The sequence below is a fragment of the Zobellia sp. OII3 genome, from assembly GCF_002211465.1.
GTDB lineage: Bacteria > Bacteroidota > Bacteroidia > Flavobacteriales > Flavobacteriaceae > Zobellia > Zobellia galactanivorans.
The window spans coordinates 197,534-216,234 of the sequence record NZ_MWRZ01000002.1 but is presented as its reverse complement, the minus strand read 5'-3'; the positions used below and the strand labels follow the sequence as shown (position 1 = coordinate 216,234).

Genomic DNA, 18,701 nt, shown 5'->3' with positions numbered 1-18,701 from the left:
TAAAAAAAGGAACCATCAATGATGATTCCCTGGGATATATATATTTCCTTTTTCAAGAATTCATTGCCGAAATGATAAACTCTTTAAAATCTTTCGAAATCGGTATCAAGGTATCCTTTATCATGATATCCTTAGAATTGATTGCATCGATGTGGTCTACATTTACGATATAGGATTTATGGGCCCTATAGAACTTGTTTTTCGGTAGTTTTTCCAAATAATCCTTTAAGGGAGAGCGTACCAAGAACTTCTTGTCAACGGTATTCACTTCTAAGTATACGTTATCGGCCTTGATAAACCGGATATCACTAAACTGAATACGGTAGTAAAGATGTTGTTTTTTTACAAAAATAGAATCTTTCAAAACGGTGTTCGACATGGGAACATCTTCATTGCTGTTGACCACTGCCGCAGGCGATTTATCGGAGCGCGTGAAATTGGAAAGAGCGATTTCGATAGATGTATACAGGTCTTGCTGTTCAAAAGGTTTCACCAAATAACCGTTAGGTTTTACGGTCTTAGCGTTCTCTACAGTAGCCCTATCCGAGTTCGAAGTAACAAAAATAAAGGGAATGTCGTAGTTTTCACGGATGTGCTTTCCTAAATCGATACCCGTTTTGTCAGAGGCCAAAATAATATCGATCAAAACCAAATCTACATGTTGTGTCTTTAAGACTTCTTCCGCCTGTTCGTAGACGATGACATTATCTACAATCTCATACCCTATTTCTTCGAGCATAGATTGCATATCATCTGCGATGATCACATTGTCTTCTACTATTAATATTCTAATTGGTTGTTCCAAAATGGTTATTATTTAGTGTGTTTATATTCTAAATTTACAAAAAAATATTACAACTGATGTACATCAGTACTGACAAAAGAAAGGTGCTTAAGGCCAATTTCTTCAGTTCGGGATCTATTTGGTCATTTCTATCCGTTCGGTATACCCTTTTCAAATGTAAAAAAATGGGTATAAACGCTAATAAAGGTAAGTAAGTCGCCCAACTTTTAAAATTCAAAATTGAAAAAACCAAGATACATATGAAGGCCGAAACCAATAATGCATAGTGGTACTTCTTACCGTTTGAAAAACCAATATAGACAATGAGCGTATTCTTATTTGCTTTTTTATCGGACTCGTAATCGCGTAGATTATTGAGGTTCAATACTCCTGCACTTAAGAAACCGATGGCCGCTGCGGGCAATAATGCCATGGCATTCAAGCTTTTTGTATATAAAAACATGGATCCCATAACAGCCAAAAGGCCAAAGAACAGAAAGACAAAAACATCTCCCAGTCCCCTATATCCGTATGCCGAGGCACCAATGGTATACTTTATGGCCGCCCAGATACTCGCTGCCCCCAATATGAGGAAGACTATAGGGTAAAACATATTTTCAAATCCGAAGGCACAATATACAAGGGCTACGACCAAAAGAAAGTCGATGACAATCGAAATGATTACCCCTTGTTTCAATTCCTCCCGGGTCACGATTCCACTTTGCAAGGCCCTTTTAGGACCTATGCGGTCTTCGTTATCGGTACCCCTTACCCCATCGCCGTAATCGTTGGCAAAATTAGAGGTGACCTGAAATCCTATGGTCGTCAATAGGGCTAGGACAAAAATGAGCATATCCTGTACACCGTATAAATTGGCCAGCGCGGAACCTACTACAACACCGGAAACCGATAAGGGTAGGGTTCGTAACCTAGCTGCATTTATCCAAGGACCTACTTTTGTCAAAATTATTGCGGGGATTCTATCCGTATTCTTTTTCCATCTTTATAAGACGCCACAAAAGCATCCTGAAAACCGAGTTCCACCAATTGTTCCCTGAATTTCTGCGCTTCCTGTAAGGTTTCAAAATTACCTAGGGAATAGGAATAAAACGGATTAGTTTTCACAAACATGGTATTGGTAAGTGCCTCTGAGGCCAAGGTCATATTGTTGTCAACAAATGATTTTACCTGTACGGAGTATATCTTCTCCTTTTCTAAAAATTCCTTTGCCAAATAGAATTCCCTTACTAGGCTCAACTCTTCGTTTTGTTGCTTCAAGTTGTCAATTCTAGACTTAATAGCGTCTAAACTATCTATAGATACCAATAAATTACTTGGGCTTTCGTAGTTGTTGGAAACGCTACGTCCTGCGGAAAAGGAAAAAACGATAAGACCGCCTATAAGGAAAAGTCCCGTTATACCCGCAAAGATATTGCGTTGCCATCGTTTGTTTCTAATCTCCTTGTTTTTGAACTTAATCTGATCTAGAAGACGCTCATTAATTATCTGCGCCTTGTCTATATCTTTGTGCAACTCCAGTAGGTCGCTTTCTTCTATAAATGGCATATAATTATTTTTTATGAGGTTACACTGTTAAAGTTAACCAAAATACCGAAAGATCGATGAAATGCACTTCCGGAATGTTGCAAAATTACCATATTCTGTGGTATAGATGTATATATCCGATGTTAAAAACTTTCCGTTCATCGATCAATCAGTGATTACACGGTAACGGAAGCAATTTCTTTTTCATCAGATAGCGTGTATACCATCTTCCTTAATTAAAATTTTTCGTTCCCTGTATAAGGTTCCCACTCCCTTTTTAAAGGTTTTCTTACTCATTTGAAGTTCCTTCTTAATGAGTACCGGGTCCGATTTGTCGTGTAAGGCCAAAAAACCGCCATGGGCCATTAGCCTTTTATAGATAGCCTCGGCCGCTGGCTCTAGGATTTTTTCGCCGATAGGCTGTAGGGAAACGTCTAATTTGTTGTCAGGACGAATATGCTTGATATACCCTTTGGTTCTATCACCGACCGCTACATGTTTATAGATCCCATTGGAATAAACCAGGCCTTTGTGTTGATCGTTGATTATGACTTCCCATCCCAAATCGGTCAATCGGGTAAAGAGTAGGTCTACTTCTTGGCGCTCCCTAACCGTCAGTTCTTCGTTACTTAAAAATTTATCGATTTTGTTCGAGCCGACCAAGCGGAACGAAACATCATCCATATAGCAGCGAACGACATACCATTGCCCTTCTTTCATTTTCTCGCGCTGCTCACTAAAGGGAACCAACAAATGCTTTTCAAGGCCCCAGTCCATAAACGCCCCAATTTCATTCACTTCGGCAACTTGTAGAAAACCGAATCTATTTCTGATTACACTTGGGGTCAAGGTAGTGGCAATAGGTCTTTCTTCATGGTCTAGATAACAGAAAACCTTTATCATGTCACCAATATCTATGGTTTTTGGCACATACTTGTTGGGCAGTAGTATTTCGGTACCGGTATTGCTCCCTAAAAAGAGACCAACACTGGTATCTCTTAACACTTCCAGCTCATTATAATTTCCGAGTTCTATCATACTGCAAAAGTAACTTTAAAATTTGGGTATAAAAAAACCGCTCACTATTAATGAACGGTTTTTAGACATTATGCAATTTACATTAATAAGCAGATGCTTTATTAAAGTGTTTGCAGAGCATGTAATAAATAACTGCTCTATGCTTGTTTCTGTTGCTAGCACCATATTTTTCTACAACAGACTTGATAGCTTCCATCAATTTTGGGTCATCGCTCATACCTAATTTCTTCATTAGGTAATTCTTCTTAACCGTTTCCAACTCCTTATCATCGGAACCTGAAACCTTGGAAGCATCGATATTATAGATTGCAGGACCGAGGCCTACAGTAACTTTGGTCAAAAGATCCATATCTGGAGTTTCTCCAAATTTTTCCTTAATATCCTCAGCGTACTTTACAATCAAATCGTCTCTTTTACTCATAATAGTTAGTGTTGATTTATGTTAATGGTTTATATTAATCTCCTCGAAGATATAAAATCAAAATAACCGAGCAAAATTTTGTTGTTTAAAATTCTTGGGGTGTGGATTTCAAGAATTTTGGGGGTATCTGATTTTTTATAAAAATCTTTGAGCCTGTCTTTCAGGCTAGTTAGGTCGTTTGCCAACACATATTCAAAGCCGAATTGGGCACTTAGGTGCGCCACATTTTTTTCGTGGGCGGTTTCAAAGAAAGTTTCATAGTTTTCGGTTTCCTCCTGGCCCGGCAGGATCCTAAAAATCCCGCCACCGTTATTATTGATCACCACAATCCGAAAGTCGGAACGAATATAGTTGTTCCAAAGGCCATTACTGTCGTATAAGAAGCTAAGGTCGCCGCTAATCAGCAAGGTGGGGGTTTCCGAATAAAATGCAGCACCGACCGCCGTAGACGTGCTCCCGTCGATGCCACTGGTTCCCCTATTACAAAAAATACGCAAGGAAGGGTCTAAATCGAACAACTGGGCATAGCGTACCGTGGAACTGTTGGCCAACTGCAATTGGTAGGCGTTGGGAATGTTCCGCAAAACATGTTCAAAGGCCAGCATATCGGAAAAGGGTATTTGGCCGAGGTAGACCTCTCTCCTAGCCTCGTATTGGGATCTTCTAGTATCTAAAAAGGCATAATAATCACTAGCCCTTGACCGAAGCCCGTCCATAAAATACTTAAAAAAAGTATTGGCATCGGTCTTAAAATGATGGGTCAACGAAAAGAACGTATCAAAAGCCTTCAGTTCATCAATATGCCAATGGTGATCGGGTCGGTACTCCCTTAAAAAAGCTTTGATTTTTTTTGAAACTACAAGTCCCCCAAAAGTCAGCAGTATCTCGGGGCGTAGCCTTGAAAAAAGACTATCGGCCTCATCACTCTTTTCCATAGGGGCGACCAAACTATCGATACTGGTAAAGAAATTCGAGTGGTGCAGGTTCGATGTCGTCTCCGTTAAAACAACAACGGATGGATCGGTGGCCAATACATCTAAAAACCTTTGCTCTACGGCATTCGGCGGGTTTACCCCTACCAACACCATTTTCTTGGCAGAGGCCTCCCAGATATCGGTAAAGTCCCCTATTTCCGAAAAATCCCATTCATTTACATCGGTATCCTGCACAATGTCGGCCGTTACCGTGGGTTCTACAATGGTATCGTACAAAGGCTCTTCGAAGGGCACGTTGATATGTACGGGCAACTTTAAGCGTAAGGCCAGGTTCAAGGCGATATTCAGCTCTTCATCATTATTTTGCTGTACTTCTTCTTGCAAGGCTTCCACACTACCTCCGGACAAATACTCCGGGGCATATTTTTTAACCCTGGGCAAGGCATGGGACACATCTTGCCTCAAGTTCGCCGAATACCCGATATGCCTATCAAAAACGTTGTCTTGGCGAATGGTCTGTCCGTCCCCAACATCAATTTTATAGACGGGGCGATCGGCCGAGATTACGACTATGGGAATGCCACTATAAAAAGCTTCCGCAACCGCCGGGTAATAGTTTAACAAGGCACTACCCGAAGTACATACTAGCGCCACGGGTTCGTGCAACTGCTGTGCTATGCCTAGCGCAAAAAAGCCTGCGCTGCGTTCGTCTACAATACTAAAACATTTAAAGTAGGGGTCTTCGCTAAAATCAATCGTCAAGGGTGCATTTCGCGACCCTGGGGATATCACTATGTTCTTTATTTTTTTCGCCTTGCAGTGTTGCACTACCAATTGGGCGGAGGGTATGCTGGAGTATCTCATGAGCCACAAAAATACAACGGTTGTATTTCTTAAACCAATCTTGTTTAAATTACTCCGTAGCCAAAATTACTTTAAGCATGGTCTTGCTCTTGGCAACGGTTTCCCCCCATTCCTTTTCGGGGTCCGAGTCCTTTGTGATTCCTCCTCCCACATAAATTTGTATCGTATCGTTTATCCTCTGCATACAGCGTAAGTTGACAAAAAGGGTGGTATTTTTCGAAATGGAACGATATACATTGTTTTCGGTATTTCCCGGACGGGTGTTCCTGTTCCGTTCCGTTTTAAAATTAAGTTCCCCTAAAAAACCGGTATAGAACTCCCTATCATAATTTTCTTCCCTAAGGATAAAAGCCTTGGTCTCCCCTTTGGGCATACCGCAAACGGCAGGTGTAGGATGTAGTGCATTTATAATCGCCCCAAGGTTTTCCTGGGTGGCGTTTCCTGAAATCTTGGTACGCAAATGCATCAATGCACCGGCCTTGACCGACTCCGTTGGCGTTCGTTCCAAATTGGAAACCTTGCCCTCAAGCGCCTTGAGGATATAGTTGGTTACCAACTGCTGCTCTTCAAGCTCTTTATTGCCCCAGGTAGGGTTAACGTTATCCGTATAATTTTGGGTACCCGCCAATGACATGGTGGTTAATTTTCTATTGTGAAAGGTCAATAATATTTCTGGGGTCGCCCCAAGCCACATTCCCACTTTCGGATGGTACCACAGGTAGCAAAAGGCTGTTTTATACTGATGCAATAGCGCTTGAAACAAACTCAAAGGTGCCGTATCGGTTTTGACCGTAATACTTCTGGAGAGCACGACCTTGTCAAATTTTCCGGCCTTGATATCGGCTATCCCCTTTTTTATCAAATCCAAATGAAAGGCATGCTGTTCCTCCCCCGGCTCTTCTCCAATATTCTTTGAAGGACTATTGGTTTTGTCGGGAAAAGCATCCAAATGTAGTACTTCATCCAGTCTCAGGAGAATGGCAGGCGCATCTGAATCAAAAGGGGCAAAAACAAAGCCCGTTTCCGAGTAGTCGTTCAGATGGAGCAGCCCATCATCGTTTTGAAAAATAGCCTTAACGCTTTCTTCATTAGGTTTACGGTAGGCCACAAAAGGTAATTCTTTCTCGAGGTGAGAATCAATTTTGTCAAAAAAATCCAAGGGCATTATTTTTTCTTAGGTAAGGCAATAGTGGTCAATTTACACACGGATATCAGTTTTCCTTCTCCATCCGTAATCTTAATGTCCCACAGTTGGGTCGTTCTTCCTTTGTGTAAAATCGTAGCTTTGGCAAACACCTCGCCTTCACGGACACTTTTAACATGATTGGCGGAAATTTCGATACCACGGATAGCAAATTGCTGGGCATCGAGAAAAATATACGAGGCCATACTGCCTATACTTTCGGCCAGAGCCACCATGGCACCTCCGTGAAGAACCCCGTCGGGTTGATGCACCCTTGGGTTTACAGGCATCTTTCCCACCAGAAAATCTTCCCCCACATCCGTATATTCGATTTGTAGGGTCTCCATTAGCGTGTTTTTCGAAGATTCGTTGCAAACCTTCAGTATTTTTTCTTTGTAGCCGTCCATATCATCTATTTTTGTCAAAATTAAGCATTACACCTTCAATAAAAGCCATTACTTTTATAGAGATTTTTGTTCTATGGATTATTCTGAAAACACGGTGTCGTATACCACCACAAATAGTTATGCTACACTCAATACGCTAACCGACAAAACCAAAAACGTTTGGGTCGTATTGCACGGCATTGGCTATTTGAGCCGTTATTTCCTGAGGTATTTTGATGAATTACCACCTGAAGAAAATTATATTATCGCACCTCAAGCGCCTTCAAAATACTACTTAAAGAACAACTACCGCCATGTTGGGGCCAGTTGGCTTACCAAGGAAGCCACCCAGCAAGAAACGCAGAATGTCATGGCTTACCTAGATGCCGTTTATGCCGCGGAAAAATTCCCCATAGACCTGAATTTCATTGTATTCGGATACTCACAAGGTGTTTCGGTCGCCACCCGATGGGTCGCGCAAAAAAGAATACAATGCGACCATTTGGTCTTGTATGCCGGAGGAATTCCTGAAGAATTACGGGCGTCGGACTTTGAATTCCTAGCTAAAAACCAAAGTAAGATTACCACCCTTGTGGGCGATGCCGATGAATATTTAACCGAAGAAAGGCAAGCCTTGGAAACGAAAAAAATAGAACGCCTATTTGGAGGAAAGGCCAAACAAATTTTGTTTAAAGGCGGACACGAAATAAAAAAAGAGCTCATCTTAAACCTGGTAAAATGAATGCGGATATAAGCTTGGAAAACGAGTTGGTACAACTGCTTCCCTTATCTGAGAACCATGTAGATATACTTTGGCCCATTGCCCAAGAAATGGACCTGTTCCAATACGGCTCCAATGACATTTCTACATTTGAAAAACTAAAGGCTTATGTCGATACGGCCCTTAAGGAGGCCCGGGAAGGACGATCCATACCTTTTATCATTTATAACAAGATGACCCATGAATGTGTAGGAAGCACCCGTTTTGGACATATCGACCCAAAAAACAAGGTTCTTCATATTGGCTGGACATGGATTTCCCAAGCCTCACGCGGTACTGGCCTCAACCATCAAATGAAATTTTTGATGTTGTGCCATGCCTTTGAAGAAATGGAATTTGAGAAAGTAGAGTTTCGGATCGACGAAAGAAACCTCCGATCTCGAAAAGCCGTAGAGAAATTGGGGGCGACATTAGAAGGAATCCTAAGAAAGAACGTCGTTACTAAAAATAATTTTAGACGAAGTTCTTGCTGTTACGGCATCTTAAAAGAGGAATGGGGCCAAATCAAGGAAGCAAAATTTAAAGATTTTATATGAAACAAGCTATTGCACAAGTTACCCTTGTCGTACAAAACTACGATGAAGCCATAGAATTCTACACTAAAAAATTAGGATTCACCCTTGTAGACGATATCGCTCTGGAAGGTGGCAAAAGATGGGTGACCGTTTCGCCCCCGAGCCTTAGCGGGCTTTCCCTTCTATTGGCCGAGGCTACCAATGAAGAACAGCGAAAAGCCGTAGGCAACCAAAGCGGCGGCCGTGTTTTTCTGTTTCTCCATACCGATGATTTTTGGAGGGACTACAAGCGTATGAAGGAACAGGGCGTAACCTTCAACGAAGACCCTAGGGAGGAACCCTATGGCACCGTAGTAGTGTTTAAAGACCTGTACGGCAACCTTTGGGACCTTATCGAAAGAAAATAGTCCGCCTTTAGTAACTTGTTTCATCCAATTGCACCTTGCCCCTGAAGGTCCGATAGACAAAAAAGGTATACCCCAACACCAAGGGACCTCCTATGGCGACCATGGTCAACATGATCTTTAACGACTTTGTCGATGCCGCCGCATTATAGATGTCGATACTGTGTGCGGGATCCAAGGTGGAAAACAAAAGGGTTGGGTAAAGTTCTATTGCTACAAGGGCCAATAGAAAACTGATGGTCAGGGATGAAAAAAAGAAAGCCCACTTATAGTTTTTCTTATTGGCCAACCTTGGCACATTGGCTATGCTTAAAAAGGTTGCCAAGGGCACGGCAAACAAAACGGGATCACTTCTAAAGGCGTCGGAAAGATGCGGAATATACAGCAAGGTATAGAGAGTCGTAACCGCAAAACTCACCATAAAGAAAATCATTCCCTTCTTTAATAAAAAGGTCAATTTGGCGAACAATCTACCTTCCGTCTTTAAAAGTAAATATATGGCACCGTGCGCCATAAAAAGAGACAAGGTGGTAAGTCCCGTAAGAATGGCATAGGGATTCAAAAACTCAAAAAAACCGGCTCCTTGGTATTGATAATCAGGACCAAGGGCAATCCCTTGAAGGACGTTTCCCAATACCACGCCCAATAAGAACGCCAAAAGTATACTGGAGACGCTATACCCAATATCCCATGTTTTACGCCACCATTTCATTTCTTCCTTCCCCCTAAACTCTATTGATATCGCCCTAAAAATAATACAGATCAAAAACAGCATAAACGGAATGTATAAAGAAGAAAACAGCGTGGCATACATCACGGGGAAACCGGCAAAAAGGGCGCCACCGCCTATGACCAACCATACCTCGTTTCCGTCCCATACGGGTCCCACCGCATTAAGCGCGATTCTTCTGCTCTGTTCTTTCCTTAAGAACAAATGCCAAGCCCCTGCCCCAAAATCAAAGCCATCAAGAATGGCATAACCGGAAAATAATCCTCCTACTACCAAAAACCACCATGTGGGATAATCGAGTCCTAAAAACGTTTCCATGCTATATTAATTTCCGGTTACTATTTGGGTTATTTCCTTGGTCAAGGGTCGATCGTCTTCATCGCTATCGTCATACGGACCGTGTTTTATCTTTTTATTCAGCAAATACACAAAGAGCAAAAACAGCAAGGTATATACGAACATAAACAAAATCAAGGAAAACAAGACCTGATTGGCACTGACCGCCTGGGAAAAGGCTTCGGAGGTACGTAAAAGTCCGTACACCACCCAAGGTTGCCTTCCCATTTCCGCCGTAAACCACCCCACTTGATTGGCTATTTGCGGCAATAGGGCCGTAAAGACAAAAGTCCAAAGCAGCCACCGTTTATCAAAAAGTTTACCCCGCCACCACAAGTAACAGGCATAGAGGGTCAATAAAATCAAGAACATGCCTATGGCCACCATAATATGGTAGAACTGAAATACGGCATTTATCTGCGAGGGCCTATCTTTTTCAGCAAATGCGTTGAGTCCGGTTACAGGCGTAGCGAAATCATAATCGAGCAAGAACGAAAGCCCCCCGGGTATTTTCAATCCGGTCACTTTTTGCTCCTCTTTATCGACCCATCCGAAAAGATACATATCGGCTGGGGCGGAGGCTTCAAAATGCCCCTCCATGGTAGCAAGTTTCGCGGGCTGGTTTACCGCCACACCTTCGGCGGAACTATGGCCCGTTGCCAACTGGCCCAAGGAAAAAACGGTAGCAACGACCAAGGTAATCTTAAAAGCTTTTTGCGAAATATGGACAAAGCGCCCCCTGAGAATGTAATAGGCATGTACGCTCAAGATCAAAAAAGTACCGGCCAGAAAGGCACCTAGCCAAACATGAAGAATACGATCCACACTCGACGGATTAAAGACCATGGCCCAAAAGTCTGTAATTTCGGCCCGGGCCTCTAGGCCCTCACCAACGATATGGTACCCGGCAGGGGTCTGCTGCCAGCTATTGGCCACTACGATCCAGATCGCCGAAAACATCGACCCGAGAAAAACCCCGATAGTAGAAACCAAATGCACCCAAGGTTTTACCCGGTTCCACCCAAAAATAAGCACCCCTAAAAAACCACTTTCCAAGGCGAAGGCAAAGATACCTTCCGCCGCAAGTGCACTACCGAAAATATCCCCCACATAACGGGAGTAGACTGCCCAATTCGTTCCAAACTCGAACTCCATTACAATTCCCGTTACCACCCCTATTCCAAAAGTCAGGGCAAAAATCTTGGTCCAAAATTTGGCGAGGGTATGGTATTCTTGATTTTTGGTCCTCATATACAAACTTTCGAACACGACCATTACCAAGCCGATACCGATACTCAGGGGAGGATATATGTAATGAAAGGCTATAGTGAAGGCAAATTGAATACGGGAAAGAATCTCAACATCCATAACGGTGGGTTTTGTAGTACAAAGATACTACCCACCCTTCTTTTTACCCAGTAACAATGGTTACGTTTTGTTCTATTTTTGTGTTAAATATCAAAAAGTTACAAGTGGATATTTAAAACCTTCTATCAGGGGAAAAAGCTTTGATATCCATAACGGTATTTCGGTCACCAATTATTTCCGATACTAATTTTCCGGTAACGGGCCCCAAGCTCCATCCCATCATGGCGTGGCCCGTAGCGAAGGTCAGGTTCTTCAACTTATTCGACCTTCCTATATAAGGAAGGCCATCGGGAGAAACAGGTCGTAGCCCCGTCTTGGCATTGGCTATCTCATTGTCGTTTATATCCACCGTAGGATAAAAGCTATGGGCTCCCTTGGCGATGGCCACGGCCCGTTCTTTTCGAATATGGTCGTTGAGTCCCGAAAACTCCATGGTGCCGGCAAAGCGGGTAAACCCTTGCATAGGGGTGACTGCCATATTAGACTCCATCAAAATGGCGGGGATAGATATTCCGGTAGGTCGTGCAACGTTTATACTATAGCCTTTACCTCCTTGTAGGGGTAGGTCTAAGTTTATCTTTCGGGCGATTTTCCCGCTCCACGAACCCGCGGCCAGTACTACTTCGTCGGCCGTATAATTCCTTTTTGAGGTTTGAACCTCTTGAATACGGTTGTCCTTCACCTTTAGGTCCACTACCTCTTCGTTCAATCGTATCTCTACGCCTACCTTACGTAGGTGATCTAGCATTTTAGGCATAAATTGCGTAGGTGTGGTGTGCCCGTCGCACTCGTAATGAATGGCTCCTTTGGCATCAATAGCCACATTGGGTTCCAGACGTGCCAATTGTTTTTGATCCAGTTCGGAAACTTCAAGTCCCAAAAAACTGGCCTTGTCCGCCACTTCCTTCTCATGAAGATATGCTTCCTTGGTTTTATAGAGCATTAACAAGCCTTTTCGTTCCAGTTGAAAGTCGCCCAAATCACCGGAAGCCTTAATAAACTGAAAGAGTTCACGGCTCAAGACATTAACCTCCTTAATTACGGGAATTGCCCTGGCTACTTTTTCCTTGGTAGAGGATTTGTGAAAATACCAGGACCATTTGAAGAATTCGATATCCCACCGGGGCTTCATATAAAAGGGGCTGGCCGAATTGAACATCATTTTGATGCCCTTTGCGATCATACCGGGTGACGCCAATGGCACAATATGGCTAGGTGTAATATATCCTGCATTTACAAATGAGGCTCCCGAGGTCATATCGGACTTATCTATAATGACGACCTCATGTCCTTCCTTTTGAAGAAAATAAGCCGAACACAGTCCGACGATCCCTCCTCCTATAATGATTACTCTTTTGCTCAATTTCCCTATTTGTTTATATCACCTGAAACCCATGTGCGTATGGGTCGTCGTCATCGATTGTAATGGTATTATGGCCATATATCCGGGCCCAACCTTGTATACTGGGAAAAATGGCAACCTTACCATCTAGTAGGGTTTCCTCTTCCACCCTTCCTATAAATTTAGAACCGATAAAGCTTTCATGGACAAAGTCCTCTCCCTTCTTCAATTTACCCTTGGCATACCATTGCGCCATTCGCGCGGAAGTTCCGGTGCCACAGGGCGACCTATCTATGGCCTTATCCCCATAAAAAACGGCATTTCTAGCGGTAGCATCGGAAGAGATCGTGTCTCCCGTCCATAAAATATGGCTAACACCCTTGATGGTTTCGTTCTCGGGATGGACAAACGCATCCGGATATTCGGCATTGATCCTGTCGCGGATTTCCTGACTTAGCTGCACCAGCTTCCCGGCCGTAAAATCTTGAATGCCCGAGAAATTTTGCTGTGGGTCGATGATGGCATAAAAATTCCCTCCATAGGAAACATCGAATATCAATTCCCCCAAGACCGAACTTTGCACGGTCAGTTCGGTGGCCGCCAAATACGATTTCACATTGGTCAACTTTACCCAATCTACCTTTTTTCCGGTCTGTTGATATGCGATTTTCACTAAGCCTGCGGGGGTTTCCATTCTTATGGCGCCTGGGATTTTCGGTTGTAGCAGTCCTTCTTCGATCCCTATGGTAATGGCCCCAATGGTGCCATGGCCACACATGGGCAAGCAGCCACTGGTTTCAATAAAGAGAATGCCAAAATCGTTTTCAGGATCGGCCGGGGGATAAAAAATGCTGCCGCTCATCATATCGTGTCCCCTAGGCTCGAACATCAGCCCTTTGCGTATCCAGTCATATTCCCTAAGGAAATGCTGGCGCTTTTCGCTCATTGACGCCCCGCCAAGTACGGGGCCACCTTCGGCGACGACCCTAACCGGGTTTCCGCAGGTATGTGCATCTATACACCTGAAAACACTTGTAGCCATATTTCCATTATCAATTGTACGACCTAGATCTTATTCAATTTTTTTGTTGGTATGCTCACTGTCAACAATACGCATTATGGAAAGCGGATTGTTATCGCGTAATGCTTCCGGAAGGGCCTCTTGCGGCCAGTTTTGAAAGGAAACCGGTCTGACCCAACGTTTAATGGCGGAAACCCCTACAGAAGTGAAGCGACTATCGGTACTTGCGGGGAAAGGTCCCCCGTGTTGCATGGAAGGACACACTTCCACACCGGTGGGCACCCCGTTAAAAATCAATCGCCCTACCCTTCCCTGTAAAGCATCTATTACCGACCCGTAGCGTTCGATCTCTTCGGCATTACCCAGAACGGTACCCGTTAGCTGCCCTTCCAAGCAGTTCAATACTTCCGTTAATTCATTGGCATCGGCACACCTCACCACTAGGGAAAAAGGACCGAAAACTTCTTGATGCAGTTTAGGGTTCTTTAAGAAATTCACCCCATTGACGGTCAGCACTTTTTGCCCCGCATAATTCGGTGCTGTCTGTTTTTTATATTCGGCCACTACATCGGTTCCCCCTTGGGCCGACACTTCTTCCTTCCCTTTTTCGTAGTTGCTATGTATGTTGGGGTGGAGCATACAGCTAGGCTCCAATTTTTCTATTTCTTCGCCCAAGGCATCGATAAAGGCATCTAAGGACGTGCTTTTTACCCCTAGGATCAACCCGGGATTGGTACAAAACTGTCCCGCTCCCAACATGACCGACCCAGCGTATTGTTGGGCCCAAAATACTCCTTTTTCCTGCAAGGCCGAAGGTAGGACTACCACTGGGTTAATACTGCCCATTTCCGCAAAAACAGGTATAGGTTCCTTACGTTCGTTTGCCAATTTATAGAGTGCGGTGCCCCCTTTTATACTTCCCGTAAAGCCAACACCCTTAACTTTTGGGTGGAGTACCAACTGCTGGCCTACTTCTATTCCGCTGCTGTTCAGGTTTGAAAAAACACCATCGGGCATACCGGTACGTTCGGCGGCCCTTATGATTGCCGAGGAAACCAGTTCTCCGGTTCCCGCATGCATCGGATGGCTTTTTACGATTACCGGGCAACCTGCGGCCAAGGCACTGGCAGTATCACCGCCCGCCGTAGAAAATGCAAAGGGAAAATTACTTGAACCAAAAACAGCAATAGGGCCGATAGGCAACAGCATTTTTCGCAAATCTAGCTTAGGAAAAGGTTGTCGGTCCGCTTGGGCCGTATCTATGGTTGCCTCTACCCATGAGCCTTCTTTTAAAAGTTCGGCAAAGGCACGCAACTGCCCCATGGTACGCCCACGTTCGCCCATGGCCCTTCCTTGTGGTAAGCCCGATTCCTTACAATACGTCTGTATCAATTCATCGCCCAAAGCTTCAATCTCTTCGGCTATAGCTTCTAGAAACTGGGCCTTTTTTGCCCCGGAAAGGTTTTTGTACAGCTGAAAAGCCTTATCGGCCTTACCCACCGCACTATCTATCTCTTCCTTGGTAGCCTCGTAGAACGTCCACTCCGTAGCTTGATTCGCATTCGGGTCAAAGGTGTTGTATGTTTGGTTTCCTTTAGATGAAAGGTCTTTTCCTATGTAGTTTTTTCCTGTAATCATATTATCGTATTTGAAGTCTATTCAGCAGCCATGAAGCTACTATAATTGACCTTAAGCAGCAAGAATTTCCGCAAAAGACTTTCAGCTCCCCAGACCAAGGCGGGACCTATGTCCCGCTCATCTCGATCGGAGCATTCTTAAATAAGTGTCAATCGCTTTTTAGCCTTAAGCCAAGGTTACGTTCAAAGGCTTTAGATTTTTATAATCGGGCAGTTGGGGCCTTGTCTTCAATCCTTCTTGAATCACCTTTAGCACTCTTTCACGTTCTGCTCCTTGCAATGGAAGCCTAGGTTTACGCACATTTTCGGTACCGATACCCGTGGCCACCTCGGCCAACTTGATATTTTGCACCAATTGAGGGCTTATATCCAATTCCAATAAAGGCAAGAACCATCTATAAATTTCGGTAGCTTCCTTGGCATAACCCGCTTTGGCCAGCTCGTAAATAGCTACGGTTTCCGCAGGAAAGGCACAGACCAAACCAGCGACCCAACCATCGGCGCCGATAAGAAGACTTTCTAGGGCCAATGGGTCGACCCCCGTCAAAATACTCAGGTCGGAACCGAATTCGTTTCTCAACCGTCCTATATTTATGATATCGCGGGTAGATTCCTTTACGGCCGTAATATTCTTTAGTTGCAAAAGTTCTTTGAACATGTCTACCGTAACCTCGATTTTATAGTCCACCGGATTGTTGTAGATCATAATCGGAAGCTCCGTGCTACTGGCAATTTCCTTAAAAAATTCAACGGTTTCATGGTCCGTGGATTTATAGCGCATGGGAGGAAGAACCATTAGTCCGTCCGCACCACTTTTCTCTGCATCCTTTACCGCTTGCAGGGCCACTTTTGTAGCCTGCTCCGCAATTGTCATGATTACAGGAATCTTCCCGTCAACGATTTGAACGGTTTCTTTGATCAAAATCTTTTTTTCTTCCGCTTCCAAGGTACTGGCCTCGCCAAGCGAACCGCCCAAAACTATACCGTGTACCCCTGCTTCTATCTGTGCTTCAATATTTGTACGGAACATGTTTAGATCCAATGTATCGTCGCTATTGAATTTAGTAGTTACCGCAGGCATTACACCCTTCCATTCAAATTTCATAAGGTCGTTTTAAAATTGTCTTAGACAAAATTAGTTGCGGAAGACCAAGGATAATAAGATGATTTTATCAAAAAATTAGACTATATTATCCATTCAGTATACCTTTACAAGAATAAGTGCATTAAATACGCTCAACACACCTATGAAAGTCCATCCGTTTCAGGTTCCAAAACCACTTCACCAAAACTTGATCGTTCAAGTAGACCGTGAACCGATCTTTTACAACAGGCTGCACCAACATGCTGAAATTCAGTTTACCTTGATCGTGAAGGCCAAGGGAAAACTAATTGTGGGCGATAGTATCCACCCCTTTAAAGACGGTGATTTTTTTGTGATCGGGCCGCATTGCCCGCATATGTTCAAGAACGACAAGAGTGAAGCTATGTCGCATAAAATCTCCTTGTTCTTTACGGAGCATACTTTTGGGGCATCGTTTTTTGAGCTGCCCGACCTCGAAGAGTTACAACCTCTACTCGATATTTCAAGGGAGGGGTTTCAAATTATAGGAAATACCGAGCCGATACAAAAGCTTATGGTACAACTACCGGGTTTGGAAAAACTAGACCGCTTTGTGGCTTTCTTTCAGTTACTGAAACGATTGGGCCATGCCGATAAAAAAACCTTGACGAATTTTGTTTACCCAAAGAAGATCGGCAACTCCCAAGGACGACGTATGCAGACCATATTTGAATACGTAGTTACCCACTTTCAGTCCGAAATCGATTTGAACACGGTAGCCGCCCAAGTGCATATGACGCCCAATGCGTTTTGTAAATTTTTCAAACAGCACACCAATAAAACCTTCTTTCAATTCTTGATCGAGCTCAGGATAGAACATGCCTGTCAATTGTTGAACCGATCGGAAGACCAACTTTCGATCCTTGAAATATCGGAACAGTCGGGCTTTTCCTCCATATCGAATTTCAACAGGCAATTCAAAAAACTAAAAGGTGTTACGCCCTCCCGCTTTTCCGCCCAACAAGAGGACGGAAAAGCGGTAAGCATCCCTATCTAGTTTTCTACAACCCCAAATTTATAGGTACAATGCGAGGTATAGGTTTCCCCTGGCTCCAATCGCGTACTCGGGAACTCAGGTTGGTTGGGCGAATCAGGGAAGTGTTGCGTTTCTAAACAGAAAGAGCCCCTACGGACATAAGCCTTTCCACTTTTACCGATATCGGTGCCGTTGAGAAAATTTCCCCCATAAAACTGAACTCCCGGCTCATCGGTATACACCTCTAAGGTTCTACCGCTATTGGGTTCTACCACTCTCGCTGCAAAAGTCAGGCCTTCCGCATTTTTAGGGGTTTCGTTAAGCACGAAATTATGGTCGTACCCATTCCCTAGCTTCAATTGTTCAAAATCAGCTTCAATATCTTGCCCTATCGCCTTCGGTGTTTTAAAATCAAAAGGGGTTCCGGCTACATCCTGTAGCTCACCGGTGGGAATCAATCCATTGTCAACCGGTGTAAACTTATCGGCATTCAACATCACGATATGGTCATTGACCGTACCTTCCCCTTCCCCTTTCAGGTTAAAGAAGGAATGGTTGGTAAGGTTTACGTAGGTAGGCTTGTCCGTCTTTGCCTCATAACTTATTTCCAAGGCATTATCATCGGTAAGCACGTAACTGACCTTTACCTCTAAATTACCCGGGTAGCCTTCCTCCATATCAGGAGAGGTTCGAGTAAAGGATATGGAGTTATCGCTTTGTTCTTCTACGTTCCAAACAACGCTTTCAAAACCGAGCAATCCCCCGTGAAGGTGGTTTTCATTATTGTTGACGGCCAAGTCATAAGTTTTTCCATCCAAGGTAAACTTCCCTTTAGCAATACGGTTCCCATATCTACCGATTACGGCCCCGTAAAAGTTCTTTTTGGCACGGTAATCCTCTAGCTTATCGAAGCCAAGAACCACATCGGTAAATTCCCCATTTTTATCGGGCACGTATAATGACACCAAACGTAGTCCGTAATTGGTAAAGGTGGCTTCCATTCCGTTAGCGTTGGTCAAAACATAGAACCCTACAGAATCACCTTCAATAGTTGTGATAAAGTCTTGGGCGTTAATATTCTTTTCAAATTTGGCTTTTGGGGTTTCAGAAACGGATTCCGTCATTTTTTCTTTTTTCATTTGGTTACACGACATGGATATAGAGCCTGTTAAGGCACAGGCGATTAATAGTTTTAAAGCTTTCATAATTTATTTGGATGTTGGAATATAGTCAAAGCTCGAGCAAGTTAGTTAAAAAAGTGATGCTTTTCGAAGCATAATTATTGTCTGGGCAACAGACCTTTTCTATTTGT

At 43.7% G+C, this 18,701-nt stretch carries 19 protein-coding genes; 4 read left to right on the top strand and 15 right to left on the bottom strand.

What is annotated here, in order from left to right; genetic code table 11:
• Positions 1-52: 52 nt before the first annotated feature.
• The 8 genes from B4Q04_RS08025 to B4Q04_RS07990 form a co-directional block, all read right to left on the bottom strand.
• On the bottom strand, positions 53-805 hold the full coding sequence (locus B4Q04_RS08025; RefSeq protein ID WP_013995350.1) for a LytR/AlgR family response regulator transcription factor: 753 nt from the start codon (positions 803-805) through the stop codon (positions 53-55).
• Positions 806-839: 34 nt separating this feature from the next.
• The gene (menA, locus tag B4Q04_RS08020) at positions 840-1,748 is read right to left on the bottom strand and encodes a 1,4-dihydroxy-2-naphthoate octaprenyltransferase (protein ID WP_013995349.1); all 909 of its coding nucleotides are present in this window, start codon (positions 1,746-1,748) and stop codon (positions 840-842) included.
• 2 nt (positions 1,749-1,750) lie between these two features.
• Entirely contained in the window at positions 1,751-2,350 is a 600-nt protein-coding gene (locus B4Q04_RS08015) for an SPOR domain-containing protein (RefSeq protein WP_013995348.1), read from the bottom strand.
• A gap of 186 nt (positions 2,351-2,536) precedes the next feature.
• Positions 2,537-3,367 carry a S1 RNA-binding domain-containing protein gene (locus tag B4Q04_RS08010; protein ID WP_088696514.1) on the bottom strand — a complete coding sequence of 277 codons (831 nt, stop codon included), beginning with the start codon at positions 3,365-3,367 and terminating at the stop codon, positions 2,537-2,539.
• An 82-nt stretch (positions 3,368-3,449) separates the two neighbouring features.
• Positions 3,450-3,788: a DUF2853 family protein gene (locus tag B4Q04_RS08005; RefSeq protein ID WP_013995346.1), complete on the bottom strand. Its 339-nt coding sequence runs from the start codon at positions 3,786-3,788 to the stop codon at positions 3,450-3,452.
• A 29-nt stretch (positions 3,789-3,817) separates the two neighbouring features.
• Positions 3,818-5,587, bottom strand: a complete 1,770-nt coding sequence (menD, locus tag B4Q04_RS08000) for a 2-succinyl-5-enolpyruvyl-6-hydroxy-3-cyclohexene-1-carboxylic-acid synthase (RefSeq protein ID WP_088696513.1) — start codon at positions 5,585-5,587, stop codon at positions 3,818-3,820.
• A 49-nt stretch (positions 5,588-5,636) separates the two neighbouring features.
• Positions 5,637-6,752: a chorismate-binding protein gene (locus tag B4Q04_RS07995; RefSeq protein ID WP_088696512.1), complete on the bottom strand. Its 1,116-nt coding sequence runs from the start codon at positions 6,750-6,752 to the stop codon at positions 5,637-5,639.
• Positions 6,752-7,177 (bottom strand): PaaI family thioesterase, encoded by a 426-nt coding sequence (locus B4Q04_RS07990; protein WP_046287598.1) that lies wholly within the window; start codon positions 7,175-7,177, stop codon positions 6,752-6,754. The genes B4Q04_RS07995 and B4Q04_RS07990 overlap by 1 nt, the downstream gene beginning before the upstream one ends.
• Positions 7,178-7,250: 73 nt before the next feature.
• On the opposite strand from B4Q04_RS07990, the gene B4Q04_RS07985 reads away from it, so the two are divergent.
• The 3 genes from B4Q04_RS07985 to B4Q04_RS07975 are packed head-to-tail and all read left to right on the top strand — an operon-like array spanning position 7,251 to position 8,859.
• Positions 7,251-7,898, top strand: coding sequence for an alpha/beta hydrolase (locus B4Q04_RS07985; protein ID WP_088696511.1), 648 nt, complete (start codon positions 7,251-7,253; stop codon positions 7,896-7,898).
• A complete protein-coding gene (locus tag B4Q04_RS07980) occupies positions 7,895-8,473 on the top strand; it encodes a GNAT family N-acetyltransferase (RefSeq protein WP_088696510.1) in 579 nt (192 codons plus the stop codon). Before B4Q04_RS07985 ends, B4Q04_RS07980 begins: the two co-directional genes overlap by 4 nt.
• Positions 8,470-8,859, top strand: a complete 390-nt coding sequence (locus tag B4Q04_RS07975; protein WP_088696509.1) for a VOC family protein — start codon at positions 8,470-8,472, stop codon at positions 8,857-8,859. Before B4Q04_RS07980 ends, B4Q04_RS07975 begins: the two co-directional genes overlap by 4 nt.
• Positions 8,860-8,866: 7 nt before the next feature.
• Here B4Q04_RS07975 and cydB read toward each other — a convergent pair whose 3' ends face one another.
• The 6 genes from cydB to B4Q04_RS07945 all read right to left on the bottom strand — a co-directional run bounded on the left by cydB (position 8,867) and on the right by B4Q04_RS07945 (position 16,395).
• Positions 8,867-9,904, bottom strand: coding sequence for a cytochrome d ubiquinol oxidase subunit II (cydB, locus tag B4Q04_RS07970; RefSeq protein ID WP_013995339.1), 1,038 nt, complete (start codon positions 9,902-9,904; stop codon positions 8,867-8,869).
• Positions 9,905-9,910: 6 nt separating this feature from the next.
• Positions 9,911-11,290: a cytochrome ubiquinol oxidase subunit I gene (locus B4Q04_RS07965; protein ID WP_088696508.1), complete on the bottom strand. Its 1,380-nt coding sequence runs from the start codon at positions 11,288-11,290 to the stop codon at positions 9,911-9,913.
• Positions 11,291-11,402: 112 nt separating this feature from the next.
• Positions 11,403-12,653, bottom strand: a complete 1,251-nt coding sequence (locus B4Q04_RS07960) for an NAD(P)/FAD-dependent oxidoreductase (RefSeq protein ID WP_088696507.1) — start codon at positions 12,651-12,653, stop codon at positions 11,403-11,405.
• A gap of 13 nt (positions 12,654-12,666) precedes the next feature.
• The gene (locus tag B4Q04_RS07955; protein ID WP_088696506.1) at positions 12,667-13,674 is read right to left on the bottom strand and encodes a 4-hydroxyproline epimerase; all 1,008 of its coding nucleotides are present in this window, start codon (positions 13,672-13,674) and stop codon (positions 12,667-12,669) included.
• A 30-nt stretch (positions 13,675-13,704) separates the two neighbouring features.
• A complete protein-coding gene (locus tag B4Q04_RS07950) occupies positions 13,705-15,291 on the bottom strand; it encodes an aldehyde dehydrogenase (NADP(+)) (RefSeq protein WP_088696505.1) in 1,587 nt (528 codons plus the stop codon).
• Between the two features lie 165 nt (positions 15,292-15,456).
• Complete coding sequence (locus B4Q04_RS07945; protein WP_088696504.1) at positions 15,457-16,395, bottom strand: dihydrodipicolinate synthase family protein; 939 nt, start codon at positions 16,393-16,395, stop codon at positions 15,457-15,459.
• Positions 16,396-16,537: 142 nt separating this feature from the next.
• On the opposite strand from B4Q04_RS07945, the gene B4Q04_RS07940 reads away from it, so the two are divergent.
• Entirely contained in the window at positions 16,538-17,410 is an 873-nt protein-coding gene (locus B4Q04_RS07940; protein ID WP_088696503.1) for an AraC family transcriptional regulator, read from the top strand.
• Here the strand turns inward: B4Q04_RS07940 and B4Q04_RS07935 are convergent.
• Entirely contained in the window at positions 17,407-18,594 is a 1,188-nt protein-coding gene (locus tag B4Q04_RS07935) for an aldose epimerase family protein (protein WP_088696502.1), read from the bottom strand. The genes B4Q04_RS07940 and B4Q04_RS07935 overlap by 4 nt on opposite strands.
• Positions 18,595-18,701: the final 107 nt, after the last annotated feature.

Bases quoted from the DNA above. Each gene is read 5' to 3' on its own strand.
- B4Q04_RS08015 (WP_013995348.1), bottom strand. From the start codon at position 2,350: ATGCCATTTATAGAAGAAAGCGACCTACTGGAGTTGCACAAAGATATA.
- B4Q04_RS08010 (WP_088696514.1), bottom strand. From the start codon at position 3,367: ATGATAGAACTCGGAAATTATAATGAGCTGGAAGTGTTAAGAGATACC.
- B4Q04_RS08005 (WP_013995346.1), bottom strand. From the start codon at position 3,788: ATGAGTAAAAGAGACGATTTGATTGTAAAGTACGCTGAGGATATTAAG.
- menD (WP_088696513.1), bottom strand. From the start codon at position 5,587: ATGAGATACTCCAGCATACCCTCCGCCCAATTGGTAGTGCAACACTGC.
- B4Q04_RS07995 (WP_088696512.1), bottom strand. From the start codon at position 6,752: ATGCCCTTGGATTTTTTTGACAAAATTGATTCTCACCTCGAGAAAGAA.
- B4Q04_RS07990 (WP_046287598.1), bottom strand. From the start codon at position 7,177: ATGGACGGCTACAAAGAAAAAATACTGAAGGTTTGCAACGAATCTTCG.
- B4Q04_RS07985 (WP_088696511.1), top strand. From the start codon at position 7,251: ATGGATTATTCTGAAAACACGGTGTCGTATACCACCACAAATAGTTAT.
- B4Q04_RS07980 (WP_088696510.1), top strand. From the start codon at position 7,895: ATGAATGCGGATATAAGCTTGGAAAACGAGTTGGTACAACTGCTTCCC.
- B4Q04_RS07975 (WP_088696509.1), top strand. From the start codon at position 8,470: ATGAAACAAGCTATTGCACAAGTTACCCTTGTCGTACAAAACTACGAT.
- cydB (WP_013995339.1), bottom strand. From the start codon at position 9,904: ATGGAAACGTTTTTAGGACTCGATTATCCCACATGGTGGTTTTTGGTA.
- B4Q04_RS07965 (WP_088696508.1), bottom strand. From the start codon at position 11,290: ATGGATGTTGAGATTCTTTCCCGTATTCAATTTGCCTTCACTATAGCC.
- B4Q04_RS07955 (WP_088696506.1), bottom strand. From the start codon at position 13,674: ATGGCTACAAGTGTTTTCAGGTGTATAGATGCACATACCTGCGGAAAC.
- B4Q04_RS07950 (WP_088696505.1), bottom strand. From the start codon at position 15,291: ATGATTACAGGAAAAAACTACATAGGAAAAGACCTTTCATCTAAAGGA.
- B4Q04_RS07945 (WP_088696504.1), bottom strand. From the start codon at position 16,395: ATGAAATTTGAATGGAAGGGTGTAATGCCTGCGGTAACTACTAAATTC.
- B4Q04_RS07940 (WP_088696503.1), top strand. From the start codon at position 16,538: ATGAAAGTCCATCCGTTTCAGGTTCCAAAACCACTTCACCAAAACTTG.
- B4Q04_RS07935 (WP_088696502.1), bottom strand. From the start codon at position 18,594: ATGAAAGCTTTAAAACTATTAATCGCCTGTGCCTTAACAGGCTCTATA.